Origin of the sequence: Caldalkalibacillus mannanilyticus JCM 10596 (assembly GCF_000615945.1) — a bacterium.
Taxonomy (GTDB): Bacteria; Bacillota; Bacilli; order Caldalkalibacillales; family JCM-10596; genus Bacillus_AT; species Bacillus_AT mannanilyticus.
This window is the reverse complement of sequence record NZ_BAMO01000061.1, coordinates 1-15,860: the sequence shown is the minus strand read 5'-3', so window position 1 is coordinate 15,860 and position 15,860 is coordinate 1. Positions and strand designations below refer to the sequence as shown.

Below are 15,860 nucleotides of genomic sequence, written 5' to 3'. Positions count from 1 at the left end.
TAACGCGTCGGAATCTCCTATGGGTCACCAAATTTCTAAGAAGTAGGATTCTCACCCAAGGGTTCCCCAGAAGAAGTAACGCACAAGAAGCTATTCACTGACTAGCTAACGCGTCGGAATCCCCTACGGGTCACCAATTCAATGAAGCAGGCTCGTTTCACTTCTAGCCTCTCATCATCTAATACGGAGGGGTAGCGAAGTGGCTAAACGCGGCAGACTGTAAATCTGTTCCCTATGGGTTCGGCGGTTCGAATCCGTCCCCCTCCACCATATTATTGGGCTATCGCCAAGCGGTAAGGCAACGGACTTTGACTCCGTCATTCTCTGGTTCGAATCCAGATAGCCCAGCCATACATAACAGTTATACCATCACATACAAAATGTGGTGGTTTTTTTATTTATATGCAGAACTACGTTCATAACCCCTCCATCTGAGTATATATATTCACCTTTTTGTCGAGTTGAGTCACCTTTTTGATTCGGGATACAATATAGGTAGTAATAGATCCAAGGAGGAAAGAACATTGAATAAAAATATTAGTGTAATTGGTGTGCCAATGGATTTAGGACAAGGTAGACGAGGCGTAGATATGGGACCTAGTGCGATCCGATATGCGAATGCAATCGAACGTATCAAAAGACTCGGCTACGATGTTAAGGATTTAGGTGATCTTTCCATCCCCAGAGTAGAAGAACCAGCGGAAAATAATCTGAATTTAAAACGTTTAGATGAAGTCACTCAAGTGAGCCAAGAGCTAGCTGAGAAAGTAAGCGCCATCATCAGTGAAGGTCGCTTTCCCCTAGTGTTTGGGGGAGATCACTCTATTGCCATAGGAACGATCGCTGGAGTAGCTCAGCATAAGAAGAATCTTGGTGTGATCTGGTATGATGCTCATGGAGATCTAAATACTGGAGAAACATCTCCTTCTGGAAACATTCATGGAATGCCCCTTGCTGCATCTCTAGGAATTGGGCATGAAAGACTGACTCATATCTTAGGTTTTGCTCCCAAAATTAAACCCGAGAACATTGTGATCATTGGAGCAAGGGATTTGGATGAGGGAGAAAAGAAATTAATTAAAGAACTTGGAATCAAGGTATATACCATGCATGAGATCGATCGTATGGGCATGACCAAAGTTATGGAAGAAGCAGTGGAATATGTGAGCAATGGAACAGATGGCGTTCATTTGAGCCTTGATCTTGATGGTTTAGATCCGCATGATTGTCCGGGAGTAGGGACTCCAGTGATAGGAGGAATCTCTTATCGTGAAAGTCATTTAGCCATGGAGATTTTAGCTGAGGCAGATATTATTACCTCCTGTGAGTTTGTTGAAGTCAATCCGATTTTAGATCAAAAAAATACCACAGCCAATGTAGCTGTTGCCTTAATGGGCTCTCTATTTGGAGAAAAATTAATCTAAAGATAGACCAAAACCTCTTATTCTTGCAAACTTTTTGTGAGAATAAGAGGTTTTTTATAAAAAAAATAATTTTCTTGATAATTTCTTAACAATCTTCCTTTAAAATGGAAGACGCTATGATATAAAATGATGAATGATACACAGATGTTGTGAAGTGGAGGAGGAAATTTGGTGAAGAAGTGGATTGTAGCAATTATGATCATATCTCTCATCTCTTTGGTGGGGTGTAGTCAAGAAATGATAGCAGACATAGAAGGACCTCAAGAGGTAGAGAAGAAAGTAAGGGTAGCTCCTGTATCAGTAGAAAGAATGGGATTAGAGAATACCATTAGTGCGGAGTTGCTCCCATCAAGTCGTTCAACAATCGTCGCAGAAATATCAGGGACGGTTCAAAAGAAAAATGTAGAAGTGGGTCAGCATGTAAAGGCGAATCAACAATTGCTGGAATTAGATAACAAAGCAATGTCCTTACAGTATCAGAAAGAGGAAATCTCCGCTAATCAAGCTCGAATTAGAGCGGAGAAAGATAAAGCAGATCAAAATAGTTTAGTGAAAAGTGCTGAAAGTGCCGTAAGAGAAAGAGAAATTGCCTTGAAAGAAGCAGAAAACGGAAAAGCGAAGCATGAGCAGTCGATTGTAGAAGCTAAGCAAAATGTAACGAAGCTAAAGACGCAGCTACAGACAATGGAACGAGGTCATGAAGAAAAAAAGATTTTGTTTGAACATGGCTCGATTTCTAGAGAAGAGTTAACGAGATCAAGCGATGAGTTAAAAAAGATGGAAATAGATGTAGCCTTAGCCGAACAACAGGTAGAGCAAGCGGAGAAGTATACAGAGGTCATAGATGGGCAAATTGAAAGTGCTAAGCTGGCTGTGGCTCAAGCCAAGCAACAGCTTGAGCAGTCAAGAGCCAAGCATAATTACGCTCTGTTGGATCAAGCGGTGAAGGATTCTCAAGTTGCCAATGAGCTGGCGAAGTCACAACTAGAAAAGAAATTGATTAGCTCCCCGATTTCCGGAGTGCTGGTGAAACTGGATGTCAATGAAGGAGATACTGTTTCTCCTCAGCAGGTGCTTGCTCATGTTGAACAGCATGATGTCTTACACGCGAGAACCTATATTTCAGAATATGATTTTGACAAGGTGAAGGAACTAGAGGAAATTGAAATCTATATCCCTGTTCTCAATCTAACGACAAAAGGAAAGATCATTTTCTTGTCTACGTCTAAAAGTACAGAAAAGAATGGCTTCGAATTAAGGATAGAAGTGAATAATAGTGAGCTTACCATTTTACCTGGTATGACGACTCATTTGATTCTTGATCAATCTAAAGCCAATAAAGTGATCAGCGTCCCAAGTAATACCATTATGGAGGATGAGGGCAAGAAGTATGTCTATGTGATCCAAAATAACATAGCTCAGCGCAGAGAAGTGAAAACGGGTCAGATCTATAAGCTAAAGGTAGAGATTGTAGAGGGACTAAAAGAGGGCGAAATGATCGCTGTAGTCGGACAGAGCTCCTAAATGATCAAGATACAGTAAAAATTGTAGAATAGGAGAGATTCTATAGATGTTTAACATGTTGATAGAACGAAAAATAGTTGTTTTTCTTTTATGTATCGCGATATTGATTGGGGGAACCTATACGGCTCTTACGATGCCGCAGAAGTTGATGCCAGACATTAAGCAACCGTTTATTACAGTATACGCTAACGTAAAATTGGATGTTGATCCGACGGAGATTGAAGAAAAGGTTGTTAAACCAATTGAAGATGTAGCACTTAGATCACCCTACGTTCAAAGTGTACGTGCAAATACCCATACACGTGGGACTAATATTACTATACAATTCAAGAATACAGTCAAAATAGAACAGCAAAACGAGGTTAAATCAGAAGTTGAGAAAGCTCTAAATAATGTTGCTTTTAATCTTGAATCGAAAGGGGTGCAAGATTATTCCTCTAGTGATTTTGTGCCTCTTTTATCATTAGCGATCATTCCGGAAAATATAGAAGGCAGAGATACGCTTGATGAGTTAGAAAAGGTTATTATACCTACATTGAAAAAGATTCCTTCTGTTGGAGAAGTTCGATCTGACCTCGATTATCGTCAAGAACAACTCATCGTTGAATTAAAACCTGAAGCTTTAAAAGGAGCTCAGAAAACAGAAGGCATAATTCAAGAAATGAGCAGCCTATTTTCTTCGACGGTTATGGGAACTCTTTCTTTTAGTGGAGAGAAAGCGCAAATCCATTCTGCTCCTAAAGTACAATCACTGAACGAATTAAGGGAGTTCAACTTAGAAGATGGAACTAAGCTATCTAATCATGTTGACATACAAATGCAATCCAAAGCCAGCTCATTAGCACAATACTACAATTCTGATCCTTATTATAGTATTGAAATTTTTATTTCAAAAGGAGTTAGTGAGATCGAAGTTGGAAAAAATGTATTGCAAACTTTAAGTGAACTTTATGAAGAAAGAAACTCGGATTGGGAATATAAAGTTATTTTTGATAGTTCTCAGTATATTGGCACGGCTGTGAAAGAACTTGTTACAAATATCCTCATTGGCGGTTTTCTAGCAATTTTTATTCTTTTAATCGTGTATCGAAGTTTTCGTACTATGTTGATTATCGGTTTGAGTATCCCCATATGTATTCTAATGACGATTCTTGCTATGGATTGGTATGGTTTTACACTTAATATCGTCAGCTTGATCGGTCTAGGAATCGGAACGGGTATGATTGTCGATGCATGTATTGTAGTACTAGATAATATCTTTAGAAGATTGAAAGAAGGAGAAGAAAGGTTAACAGCGGTGCTTGAAGGGACAAAGGAGGTATTTGCTCCAGTGTTATCCTCCGTGTTGACGACAGTGGCAGTATTTTTGCCAATTGGAATTTTAGAAGGAACCATTGGAAATACAATGAAATACTTTTCTTTTACGATTACTTTTTCTTTATTAAGTTCCTTGTTGGTTGCGTTTATTCTAGTTCCTATCTTATCTTTAAAATTAACTGAAGTAAAAGAGGGATCAGAAGGATGGATACAAAAATGGACACAAAAATGGGCGCAAAACCTAAAAAGAGTATTAGAGTACTGCTTAAACCGTAAAAAGAGAACCATCTTTAGTTTTGTCCTTCTTTTCTTTGTAGCATTGATCTTATTGCTTGGTGTTGTACCAAAGAGCTTTGGTGGAGAGAATGAGGGGAACTACTTACAGGTTTTTTTACAGGTTGAAGAGAACATTGATTTTGAACTAAGTAAAGAAGTATTTGCAGATGCTTCGAAAAGCTTTCAAGAGATTGAAGGAGTCAAAGATGTTTCTTATTCATTAACGGAGTCAAATGCAAGCTCGACGTCTATGTACATTACCTTTCTTGATGAGGATGAGGCAACTAGAGACTACGAGGATATACGGAAGGAAATAACAAGGTTAGTAGAAGAAGAGTTTTTAGTCACATCGTATAGCATGCAGCTAGGGGAGGCTTTATCTGGTATTGCAGAAATTCAGATAAATTCTTCCAATTTAGAACAGTTAACACAGGCGCTACCCTTGATTAAAGAAGAACTTGAAATGATTCCTGATGTAACAAGGCTCGACGATTTAAACGAATCTAAAGGTGATGAGAAGTGGATTCTTTCGTTTGATGAGGAGAAGCTTAAGCAACATGGCTTGTCCCAGAATAGCATAGAACAATACTTATCTCTGATTTTACAAGGAAGAAGTAGTACAATTAAGATTAATGGTGAAAATCGAACAATGAATATTCAAACTCCAGATGTCTATCGTCATTCACCTAAACAATTACTAGAGCTACCACTAGATGAAAATAACCTTGTTTCTTTAGACAGTGTAGTGAATATTGAAAAGGGTACAGTAGAAGGAAATAGAAGGAGAGTAGATGGTTCCTATCAAACCACCTTCTTAATATATTTCGATATCTTTAAGAGACAGGAAGTCGTTTCCTCCATAGAAAAATTTATTAGTCAATACCATGCTCCAGGTGTAGAAATCTACTTTGGAGGTAAGATTAAACAACAACAAGAAGAAACTTCGATGTTGTGGAAGATGTTAGTTATGTCTATTGCTGCAGTTGTTTTTATCCTGATTATTCAGTTTAACAGTTTGCGTCAACCATTCGTTATTTTCTTATCACTCCCATTTACCGTAATAGGGGTGACGATTGGTTTCCTAGTGACTGGTAGATCTTTTGATCCGTTTGCCATGATTGGAATGGTCATGCTTGTTGGAATAGTGGTGAATAACTCGATTGTCTTAATTGATTTCATCAATAAGAATCGAGAGAAATATGAAACCCTGAGAGAAGCGATCACGCAGCTGTTCATGCCAGAATGAGGGCAATCATGACAACAACGATTACAACCGTAACGGGCTTGATTCCGATGTTCATTGGAGGAAGTGAGTCATCTAACTTCCAAACTCCGATTGCTACGTCTGTTATCTTCGGTTTGATCTTTGCCACTATTATTTCATTGATCTTAGTACCGGTGATGTATGAACTATTTGAAGGACGACGCGAAAGAAAAATGAGAGAAAAAATGCAAAAAATGAATGAAGAGGCTTTAACAGAATCATCAATGTAAAATAAGGCTTGATTTAAGGCTCATCCAAAAAAGAGAAACATGGATGAGCTTTTTTCTCATCATAAGATAAGAAGAAATTTCGAATTAAAAAATAGTTTAAAAAAAGATTGAAAAAATATGTTAAAATGAGTTGAAACTTTTTTTGCAGTAGATACGTAAGAGGTAGTAATCCGCGGTCTACTAGCGGGGGTATGTCATGGATACATTAGAGCAGAGATTAATAAAGCAAGCGCTTGCTGGAGATCGGCAGGCTTTTGAAGAGATTGTTGAATTATATAAAAACAAGATTTTTCAGGTTGCTTATCGGATGTTAGGGAACCGAACTGAGGCAGAGGATATAGGTCAAGAAACATTTTTACGAGTCTATGCGAATCTTTCTAGATATGATCAGACTCATAAATTTTCAACATGGATTTATCGGATTGCTACAAATCTTTGCATCGATCGTTTACGCAAGAGACAAATTACGTATTCCTTAGATCAGGAGGTCGCGGCAACAGAAGGGCTTGATATGTATTCTCAAATCGCAGATAAAGCGAAGGGACCCGAAGCAGAAGTAATGACGATTGAACTGCAAAATGAAGTTCAGCAAGCGATTGACCAATTGCCGATCAAATACAAATCAATTATGATCCTTAGGTATATTGAGGATTTAAGTCTACAAGAAATTAGTGAAATTATTGACCTCCCAGTCACCACCATTAAAACAAGAATTCACCGTGGGCGAGAGGCATTAAAGAAACTATTAAAAGGTGTTTGATGGATATGAAAGGAGGGCACGGAAAATGGACTGCACACGATCTAAGCAATGGATGCATGATTATTTAGATGATGAGCTAGATGAATTGTCACTACCTGAATTTAAACAGCATCTTGAAGCTGTGAACATTGCCGTCATGAGTTTGAGGAGCTAAAGACCACCATCCTGCTATTAAAAGGTCAATCTCAGATCAAAGCACCAGACCATTTTGTAGACCGTGTCATGACACAGTTACCAAAAGAAGAGATGAAAGATAAGTGGAAACGTTGGATCAAGGGACATCCTATACTAGTTGCAGCCTCTATTTTTCTCTTCTTAATGGCGGGTAGCTTTGTTTCGATTTGGACAGAGGGTCGAGATCAGTTCTATGTATCTGTTCCTAACATGGAGCAGATCTATGTTGATTATGAGAATAGTACAGTCGTTGTACCAGATGACCAAGTGATCGAAGGTGATTTGGTTGTACGTAATGGAAATGTAGAGATCCGAGGAGAAGTGACGGGGGATGTCATCGTTACAGATGGACAGGTGTATCAAGCTTCTACAGCCCATATTGCAGGGCAGGTGGAAGAGATCGATCAATTTATGAGATGGGTTTGGTACCATGCGCAGAGATGGATAAAAGAAGCGCTTCAATTAAAACCATAGATCGTGTAAAATGGAAAGAGCACGGCAATATGCGTGCTCTTTTCGTATCGGGAAAATAAGTTGATACATATTCGGTCAGACTAAATGTTAACTAGAAACGTGGGGGATAGCTCATGGACTTTTTATCTAATATTACCTTTATGGACTTTGTGATCGAGTTTATCGATATCCTTCTGGTTACATTCGTTATCTATAAATTGATAACATTAATTAGGGGAACTAGGGCGGTTCAATTGCTTAAGGGTATGATGGTCATTGTAGCCGGATGGTTGTTAAGTAGTTTTCTAGGACTCAAAACCCTCTCTTGGCTGATGTCCCAAGCAATGACCTACGGGTACTAGCGATTTTGATCATATTTCAGCCTGAACTACGCCGTGCCTTAGAGCAGCTAGGAAGAGGGAGCTTCTTCTCCAGAAGCAACCATCCAGACGATGAGAAATTTACCAAAGTCATTGTAGAAACGGTGAAGGCTGTTCAATACTTAGCCAAGCGTCGAATCGGGGCATTATTAGTTTTTGAAAGAGAAACAGGGTTAAATGATTATATTGAAACAGGAATTAAGATTGAGGGGAGTGCTTCTTCGGAATTATTAATTAATATCTTTATCCCTAATACTCCTCTTCATGATGGCGCTGTGATCATCCGTAAAGATACCATTATGGCAGCTGGATGCTATCTTCCGTTATCTGAGAACCCTTTTATCAGCAAAGAGCTAGGAACGAGGCACCGGGCTGCTCTTGGGCTGAGTGAACTAACAGATTGTCTAGCTATTATTGTGTCGGAAGAAACGGGGCAGATTTCGATGTCCAAAAATGGAGAGATTCATCGTGAGTTAAGTGATGAAGAATTACTCGAAATATTTGACCAAGAATTACGTCCTCAAGTGAAAACCCCTTCTTCTTTCTGGGTGAGGGGGAAGAAGAATGGATAAGTTCTTACAAAATAATGCGGTTATCAAAGGATTGGCCTTTCTGCTGGCTTTTATGCTGTGGATGGTTGTTACGTTAGATGAACAACCTGGCTCCACTGTACAAGAGGGTCATCTTTCGATGGATAATGTGAAAGTAGAAGCAGTATATGACGAAGAACTGTATGAAATTATGGAAATGGATTATGAGGCGGTGCAGGTTCTGCTTACTGGAAGAAGGGCGCTCTTAAATCTAAATATGCTGCGAGCGGACCCGTATCGTGTTTATGTAGACTTAACAGGCTTGAGTGAAGGAAGGCATCGTCTTCCTGTGAAGCATGAGGGCTTTCCTTCTGAATTGAGAGTGGAAATTATTCCTCGTTTTATCAACGTGGTCATTGAAAAGAAAGAGGTCAAATCCTTTCCATTTGAGATCGAAGTGACGGGTAAACCAAAGGAAGGGTACACAGTGGAACAGCCTAAAGTGAGGCTGGATCAGGTTCATGTTATTGCTTCTACCACTGTGCTGGATCGTGTGGCAGTAGTGAAGGGATATGTAGATGTGGATCGAGTGGATCAGTCCTTTGTTGATCAAGTGACACTCCGAGCCTTCGATCGTTATGGCAACGAATTGAAAGCAGAAGTAAGCCCTAATGAGGTAGAGGTGTCTGTTCCAGTCAAAAGTCCAAGTAAAAAGGTCCCTTTCAGCTTAAAATTAGAGAATAGCTTACCATCAGGACTAAGTCTTATTAGTGTAGAGCTAAGCGATAAGGAAATTGAAGTTTTTGCTGCTCCTAAGGTTTTAGAGAAGTTAACACGTATTGAAGGAACGCTGGACCTCTCCAAAATCACGAGCTCAACGACGATTCAATATACTGTTTCTAAGGATCGAGAGTGGCAAGAGATTACTCCCAAGGTGATTGATATCGAGGTGAAAGTAGGAACCACTCAAAAAAGAGAATTTCTTGGAGTTCCTATTGAAGTAATAGGTCTAAGTGAAAGCTATGAAATTCAATTTCTGGAGCCCACAAATGGAAAGCTAGATATTGAATTGTTAGGAAGTAAGGAGCAATTAGAGTTGATTCAGCTCAAGGACATTCGAACTTCCATTGATGTTAGTCAATTAGGACCTGGACAGCATAATATCAGTGTCATTTTGAATCTTCCAGAGCATATTCGAACATCTTTTGTTAATCGAATCGTAAAAGTAAACATCAGACCAATAGAAGAGGTGCAAGAAACCTCAGGAAACACGACAGAAGAAGAGGAAATAGGAGGAGAATAATAAAATGGGGAAATATTTTGGAACAGATGGTGTAAGAGGAGTAGCGAATACAGAGCTAACGGCTGAATTAGCCTATAAATTAGGTAGGTGTGGGGGATATGTCCTGACCAAGGGATTAGAGTGCCCAAGAGTAGTTGTTGGACGGGACACACGTATCTCAGGGAATATGCTAGAAGGAGCTCTTACAGCAGGATTGCTTTCTATTGGAGTTGAAGTGATTCGTGTAGGTATAATGACGACTCCGGGTGTGGCGTACTTAACTAAAGCAATGGGAGCTCAAGCAGGAGTAATGATCTCAGCGTCGCACAATCCGGTTGAAGATAATGGAATCAAATTCTTTGGACCTGATGGCTTTAAGCTGTTAGATCAGCAAGAGTTGGAGATTGAAGAGCTATTGGATGCAGCAGAGGACCAGCTTCCACGTCCTGTAGGGGGCGGAATCGGAGAAATCAGCGATTTCTTTGAAGGGGGACAAAAGTATTTACACTATTTAAAATCAACGGTGAACCATGATTTTGAAGGATTGCATATTGTTCTTGACTGTGCCCATGGAGCGGCGTCTTCTCTAGCACCACAGCTCATTGGCGATCTGGGTGCCAGCATCACTACCATCGGCTCCAGTCCCAATGGATTAAATATTAATGATGGAGTGGGTTCGACTCATCCAGAAAAGCTAAAGGAAGTGGTTCTGGAGAAAAAAGCAGATATCGGTCTAGCATTTGACGGAGATGCCGATCGTTTAATTGTTGTGGATGAACTTGGGAACATCGTAGATGGGGATCAAATTATGTATATTTGTGCTTCAGCGATGAAAGAACGCGGAGAATTGAAGCAGGATACAGTGGTTACCACTGTGATGAGCAATATGGGATTTTATAAAGCTTTAGAAGAAAAGGGAATTCAGACAGCTACGACGGCTGTAGGAGACCGCTACGTAATGGAGGAAATGCGAAAAGGTGGCTATAACCTTGGTGGAGAGCAATCCGGTCACATCATCTTCCTCGATTACATCACAACAGGGGATGGACTCTTATCGGCTATCCAGGTGGTTAACATTATGCAGGAACAAGGGAAAAAGCTATCTGAATTAGTGAAGGGATTGACCATTTATCCTCAAAAGTTAGTGAATATTAAGGTGACAGATAAACAGGCGGTCATGCAGAATACAAAGGTTCTCGACATCATTAAGCAGGTGGAGGAAGAGATGGGAGGAAAAGGCCGTGTGCTTGTCCGAGCATCTGGTACGGAGTCCCTAGTGCGTGTGATGGCTGAAGCGGAAAATGCACAAGCGATGGATGAATGGGTGGATCAAATTGTCCAGGTGATTCAAGCCGAGTTTGGTCAATAATTTTTTTTAAAAAACAGCTAAGATCATGGTGAAATCGAAAATAGACGAGCAAAATAGGGAAAGGTTGTGCCATTTTAAGCACAACTTTTCTTTTTTTACATAGAATATACCCAAAATAAGGATTGACTGATGCTGAGAATGTGGTATAGTTAATTTCGTAATTCTTTTTACTTTAGCAGGAAAGAGAGGGTAGAGGTTGTACTATACAATACAAGCGCCAGGGCTAGAGAGTGATACTCTAGTTGACGAGGGTGGAGGTTATCGAGTGATCGGCGGGTGCCTCCCTACAGAATGCCGCTGTAGTTGAGTCATATGACAAAACATGAGGGTGACCTTATGACTAAAGGATATGACACGGCACATGATAAAAAATAATAAAACAAACGGAATGATAGGGGACATTTATTTCCCCTGTTCAAAAAACAAAAATAAATGTCTCCTATCTCAAAATAGGAGGAAATAAAGATGTGCGGAATCGTTGGATATATTGGAGAGAGAGAAGCGAAAGAGGTTGTTATTACTGGACTTAAGCGTTTGGAGTACCGCGGATATGATTCATCGGGAATTTGTATCGTAGGGAATCAAGCGATCAATATCTATAAAGAAAAAGGGAAAATCAAGGAGTTAGAAAACCTGATTGAAGGAATGGAGATCGAAGGAACAGTAGGAATTGGTCATACTCGTTGGGCGACACATGGTGTGCCAAACCAGACCAATGCCCATCCTCATCAGAGCTATTCTGGTCGTTTTACCCTTGTTCATAACGGAATTATTGAAAACTATAAAGAGTTAAAAGAAACGTATGTGCCGAATGTGGAGCGATTAAGTGAAACAGATACGGAAATCGTGGTTCACTTAGTTGATCATTTTAGTACTCAAGGTTTAGCTACAGAAGAAGCCTTTCGTAAGGTTTTAACTTTATTAGAAGGTTCCTATGCCCTTGCTCTAGTAGATGCTGAAGAGCCTAAGAAGCTCTATGCAGCGAAAAACAAAAGTCCATTATTAGCTGGAATTGGTGAAGGGGAAAACATGGTTGCAAGTGATGCAACAGCTATGATTCATGTGACGAACCAGTTCAAAGAGCTTAAGGATGAGGAATATGTCGTTTTTGATCGCAACGAGTTAACGATTAAGAACTATGCTGGAGAGGTACTTGAGCGTGAAGTATATAGTGTGGATTGGGATGTTAGTTCTGTTGAAACAGGACAATATGAGCATTTTATGCTGAAAGAAATCGACGAACAGCCTTCGGTCATCCGTAACATTATTAGTAAGTATCAGGATGAGAATGGTATGCTTAATATCGCGGAGGAATTACAGGGGCTACCTGTACCAAGTCGAATCTATATCGTCGCAGCAGGTACTAGTTACCATGCAGGGCTTGTTGGAAAAACGATTCTGGAGAAAATTGCGAAGATCCCAACTGAAGTACACATTGCTTCAGAGTATATGTATAGCGAGCCTTTAATCGAGAAGAACTCACTCTTTATCTTCATTAGTCAAAGTGGAGAAACAGCCGATTCACGTGGAGTATTAAAGCAGATCAAGGAACTAGGCTTACCAACCTTAACGATTACTAATGTACAAGGAAGCACGCTTTATCGTGAAGCAGATTATCAGTTGCTTACTCATGCAGGTCCAGAGATTGCAGTGGCTTCGACGAAGGCTTATACAGCTCAAATTGCTGTCCTTTCTCTATTCTCCATCCATTTAGCCGAGCGTAATGGAATTGAAGGAAACATTGACATGTTCCACGAACTGAAGATGATTTCTACGGCAATGGAATCCTTAAAGGATATGAAGGAAAAGGCGAAGCAAATTGTAGACTCTTACTTAACAGGCAAAGATAAGTGTTTCTTCATTGGGCGTTTACAGGACTTTGCGGTCTGCCTAGAGGGAGCCTTGAAGCTAAAAGAAATCTCGTACATCCAAGCGGAAGGATATGCGGGAGGAGAATTAAAGCATGGCCCGATCGCGTTAATTGAAGATGGTACTCCTGTGTTTGTTCTTTTAACGGATGAAAAAGTAGCCAAGAATACGCGCAGTAATGCACAGGAAGTTGTGGCTCGCGGGGCTAACACATGCGTTATTTCTACCAAAGGATTTGAAGAAGAGGGAGATGCTTGGGTATTACCTAAGGTCCATCCTTTATTAACTCCGCTTGTATCTGTCATTCCAACACAATTAATCTCCTACTATGCTGCTCTACAACGCGGATGCGATGTAGATAAGCCAAGAAACTTGGCGAAGTCAGTGACGGTGGAGTAGGGATTAGACTATCATTCCAAGAAGGTGTTTAATTACAAATAAAGTCGTTTAAAAAACACACGTTATTGATTATAATTAATGTAATCGAACGTGTGTTTTTTTACTGAATAAGAAAGTATAAATTTTTGTATAATCTTTCACTAGAGTTGTATTAATTAATTCAAAACATTTATAATACACCAGAATATTTAATGGTGTATTGTCCGAAGGACAAAAAAAATCCTTTACAATGGAAGTACAGGTGGTTCCTGTCCAAATCCAATAGTAAAGGATAACCGTTATGGATAAGGATACACTACTTTTTTCATTTGGTAAATGGGTAGCGCCCATCAATTCATTAAATTTTCAAGAAAAAGTTGATGAACTTCAGCAGGATAAGTACGTAAAAAAATTAACAACAGCATCGTATATCTTATTATTTTTTCATGCACAGCTATCACGAAAAAATAATCGTGTGGACGCTGACATACTTGAAGCTATCTTTCATGAGCTAGTTATCCAAATTCAAGGCTATTCTCCTTCTAGAATGAGTTCTATTAGAAACTTGAAGGTCATTGATTCGAGTACGATTTCACTTTGTTTAAGTCAGTTTAAATGGGCAAAGTTCCGAAAAACAAAGGCAGGTATCAAACTTCATTTAAGACTTGTTTTCATGGATAATGAAACGGTTTATCCTGAAAAAGTGATCGTGACCTCTGCTAGTCGTAATGACCGTACTCAGATGGAATTTCTCATTGATGAAGCAGATGCCATGTACGTATTTGACCGAGGGTATGTCGATTATGAAAAGTTTGATACATACTGTGATCAAGGCATTTTCTTTGCCTCTCGCTTAAAAAAGAATGCTGTGATTCATACATTAGAAGCTTTTACACTACCGGAAGAGCGCAATCCAATATGATTCTATGGTCGTCATAGGAAGCGCTCAAAAGCATATGGAAAATGTTTTGCGTTTAGTTGAAACGGTTGATACCGAAGGAAATCCCATTAGAATCATTACAAATCGTTTTGATCTTAGTGCTGAAGAATTCGGTGAGATCTATCGCTTTAGATGGGCTATTGAAACATTTTTCAAATGGATGAAACAGCATGCCAAAATCACTGTGCTTTACGGAACGTCTGATCAAGCTGTTGAAAATCAAGTCTTTCTTGCTTTAATAAAGTATTGTTTGTTGTTACTCGTAAAGTTAGAACAAAAAACGAACCAATCACTACTTCAAATAAGCCGATGGCTTAAGGTTTACTTATGGCAGCATAGTTTAGATTGGATCTCACGAATAAATTTTAAATCCAAACGAACCTCAAGAGGGCGACAAAAACGAAGGTGAAATAACCAATAGCACGCTCCTCTTGTATTAAGTGTATAAATTTGCAAAATGGACAGAACGACCTTTAACCGGTTAGTAACTTTTTAGCTCTTCGAGCTCAAAGGTTAATTCTGAAAAATCAAAAAATATTTTTAAAATGTTTTATGCAACACTAGTGATGTGTTTTAAAAATTTTAGTAATGGTTATTTATATGGATCGTAATCTAGACCAAGTATAGCTTTTATAAAGCATACAGTAAGAAGTTTTGATGGAATATTTAAACGTTATAAAGAAATTTAAGGGTTGAAGAAATAAGGCTTTAAGATGATGAAATAGCAAGCATGGTGGTAGACAGCTTTAAGAAAAATAGGAATATTTGTGGTCAAAGAAAAACAAAAAAGGGTTAAAAAGAAGGGTTGTCAAATGTCGCGGCACCGAATCGGTCGAATAAAGAGAGAGCAAGGTCTTGTTTCAAAGTATACAGTGGCTCAATTCAAACCAAGCAAAGTCAAGTAGTGAATCAAAATTAGAAATAAAGAATTTGATCAGGAACTGAAAGTGGTTGTTAGTATAGGAGTACAACAGACATGGCATTATATCTGCATCAAATCCTTAATGACTTATTTAGTTCAGCAATATTCAAATACACGGGTATTTGAATAATTTAACGAACTGAACATAAGATACTAAGATACTGAAACTTTGCAAATCTTATAAGTGAATGTTGACATGCCAAAAGGTCTTAATGAGAAAGCCCATTTTTTGCAGGGAGAGTTTATAAAGAAGTTGCAAGGGAACACCCCTTTGGATATTATTATAAAGGGGTGTCTTAAAAAATGAGAATATCTAAATTCGAGAAATGGATTTAAGAGAAGACAATGAAAGCATCCCCTCTACTCGCTTAATACTTATCTTACAGTATTCTTTTATCGAGAATATCGATAAATAAATTCAATGATAGTGGGTATTTTTAAACCTTCTCTAATCCAACGGTAAATTTGGTCACTATTATTCCAAGCCCATTTAGCTGCTTTATCAGTTAGTTGAGCAATAATTTCAAGAAATGTAGACAATTGAGTCACTCCCTTTTGTTTTTGATTGATTTGACTGGAAAAAACAAATTTTAATGAATTGAGAGTAAGAGAAGTATTGCCGTACTCTTTTTACTCTAGATGTTTTATTCTCCAGCGATTTGTTTGATCCTCGCAATAATAGTTTTAGTACCTCCCCCATGGGCAATCCAACCTAATACAGTATTTAAGTTCTCCCAAGCCCATTTAGCTGCTTTTCCAGTTTAGTTG

General features: G+C 39.0%; 11 protein-coding genes, 2 tRNA genes and 4 pseudogenes. 15 read left to right on the top strand and 2 right to left on the bottom strand.

Annotated elements, in window-relative coordinates; translation table 11 throughout:
• The first annotated feature begins 185 nt into the window (after positions 1–185).
• From JCM10596_RS21700 to JCM10596_RS31700, 15 genes and pseudogenes are all read left to right on the top strand, one after another.
• Positions 186–270, top strand: a tRNA-Tyr gene (locus JCM10596_RS21700).
• Positions 271–276: 6 nt separating this feature from the next.
• Positions 277–351, top strand: a tRNA-Gln gene (locus JCM10596_RS21695).
• 173 nt (positions 352–524) lie between these two features.
• Positions 525–1,424, top strand: coding sequence for an arginase (gene rocF, locus JCM10596_RS21690; RefSeq protein WP_025028901.1), 900 nt, complete (start codon positions 525–527; stop codon positions 1,422–1,424).
• 171 nt (positions 1,425–1,595) lie between these two features.
• Positions 1,596–2,948 (top strand): efflux RND transporter periplasmic adaptor subunit, encoded by a 1,353-nt coding sequence (locus tag JCM10596_RS21685; protein ID WP_025028900.1) that lies wholly within the window; start codon positions 1,596–1,598, stop codon positions 2,946–2,948.
• Between the two features lie 46 nt (positions 2,949–2,994).
• A pseudogene (locus tag JCM10596_RS21680) lies at positions 2,995–6,035 on the top strand (efflux RND transporter permease subunit).
• Positions 6,036–6,231: 196 nt separating this feature from the next.
• Positions 6,232–6,795, top strand: coding sequence for an RNA polymerase sigma factor SigW (gene sigW, locus JCM10596_RS21670; protein ID WP_025028897.1), 564 nt, complete (start codon positions 6,232–6,234; stop codon positions 6,793–6,795).
• Between the two features lie 25 nt (positions 6,796–6,820).
• Complete coding sequence (locus tag JCM10596_RS28960; protein ID WP_081792146.1) at positions 6,821–6,949, top strand: zf-HC2 domain-containing protein; 129 nt, start codon at positions 6,821–6,823, stop codon at positions 6,947–6,949.
• A gap of 68 nt (positions 6,950–7,017) precedes the next feature.
• Positions 7,018–7,443 (top strand): bactofilin family protein, encoded by a 426-nt coding sequence (locus JCM10596_RS26990; RefSeq protein WP_051541416.1) that lies wholly within the window; start codon positions 7,018–7,020, stop codon positions 7,441–7,443.
• A gap of 113 nt (positions 7,444–7,556) precedes the next feature.
• A pseudogene (gene cdaA / locus JCM10596_RS26985) lies at positions 7,557–8,374 on the top strand (diadenylate cyclase CdaA).
• On the top strand, positions 8,367–9,635 hold the full coding sequence (locus tag JCM10596_RS21655) for a CdaR family protein (RefSeq protein WP_025028896.1): 1,269 nt from the start codon (positions 8,367–8,369) through the stop codon (positions 9,633–9,635). Before cdaA ends, JCM10596_RS21655 begins: the two are co-directional and overlap by 8 nt.
• A gap of 4 nt (positions 9,636–9,639) precedes the next feature.
• Complete coding sequence (gene glmM, locus JCM10596_RS21650; RefSeq protein ID WP_025028895.1) at positions 9,640–10,983, top strand: phosphoglucosamine mutase; 1,344 nt, start codon at positions 9,640–9,642, stop codon at positions 10,981–10,983.
• Between the two features lie 465 nt (positions 10,984–11,448).
• Entirely contained in the window at positions 11,449–13,251 is a 1,803-nt protein-coding gene (gene glmS, locus JCM10596_RS21645) for a glutamine--fructose-6-phosphate transaminase (isomerizing) (protein ID WP_025028894.1), read from the top strand.
• A gap of 280 nt (positions 13,252–13,531) precedes the next feature.
• On the top strand, positions 13,532–14,152 hold the full coding sequence (locus tag JCM10596_RS31710; protein WP_439644877.1) for a transposase: 621 nt from the start codon (positions 13,532–13,534) through the stop codon (positions 14,150–14,152).
• 34 nt (positions 14,153–14,186) lie between these two features.
• Positions 14,187–14,579, top strand: coding sequence for a transposase (locus tag JCM10596_RS31705; protein ID WP_439644876.1), 393 nt, complete (start codon positions 14,187–14,189; stop codon positions 14,577–14,579).
• Positions 14,580–14,882: 303 nt separating this feature from the next.
• A pseudogene (locus JCM10596_RS31700) lies at positions 14,883–15,165 on the top strand (IS3-like element IS655 family transposase); the annotation flags it as partial.
• Positions 15,166–15,485: 320 nt separating this feature from the next.
• Here the strand turns inward: JCM10596_RS31700 and JCM10596_RS21630 are convergent.
• Both JCM10596_RS21630 and JCM10596_RS31560 read right to left on the bottom strand, forming a co-directional pair.
• On the bottom strand, positions 15,486–15,641 hold the full coding sequence (locus JCM10596_RS21630; protein WP_369345686.1) for an aureocin A53 family class IId bacteriocin: 156 nt from the start codon (positions 15,639–15,641) through the stop codon (positions 15,486–15,488).
• A gap of 95 nt (positions 15,642–15,736) precedes the next feature.
• A pseudogene (locus JCM10596_RS31560) lies at positions 15,737–15,841 on the bottom strand (aureocin A53 family class IId bacteriocin); the annotation flags it as partial.
• Positions 15,842–15,860 lie beyond the last annotated feature (19 nt).

Coding starts and splice junctions, on each gene's coding strand:
- sigW (WP_025028897.1), top strand. CDS start 6,232: ATGGATACATTAGAGCAGAGATTAATAAAGCAAGCGCTTGCTGGAGAT.
- JCM10596_RS28960 (WP_081792146.1), top strand. CDS start 6,821: ATGGACTGCACACGATCTAAGCAATGGATGCATGATTATTTAGATGAT.
- JCM10596_RS26990 (WP_051541416.1), top strand. CDS start 7,018: ATGACACAGTTACCAAAAGAAGAGATGAAAGATAAGTGGAAACGTTGG.
- JCM10596_RS21655 (WP_025028896.1), top strand. CDS start 8,367: ATGGATAAGTTCTTACAAAATAATGCGGTTATCAAAGGATTGGCCTTT.
- glmM (WP_025028895.1), top strand. CDS start 9,640: ATGGGGAAATATTTTGGAACAGATGGTGTAAGAGGAGTAGCGAATACA.
- glmS (WP_025028894.1), top strand. CDS start 11,449: ATGTGCGGAATCGTTGGATATATTGGAGAGAGAGAAGCGAAAGAGGTT.
- JCM10596_RS31710 (WP_439644877.1), top strand. CDS start 13,532: ATGGATAAGGATACACTACTTTTTTCATTTGGTAAATGGGTAGCGCCC.
- JCM10596_RS31705 (WP_439644876.1), top strand. CDS start 14,187: ATGGAAAATGTTTTGCGTTTAGTTGAAACGGTTGATACCGAAGGAAAT.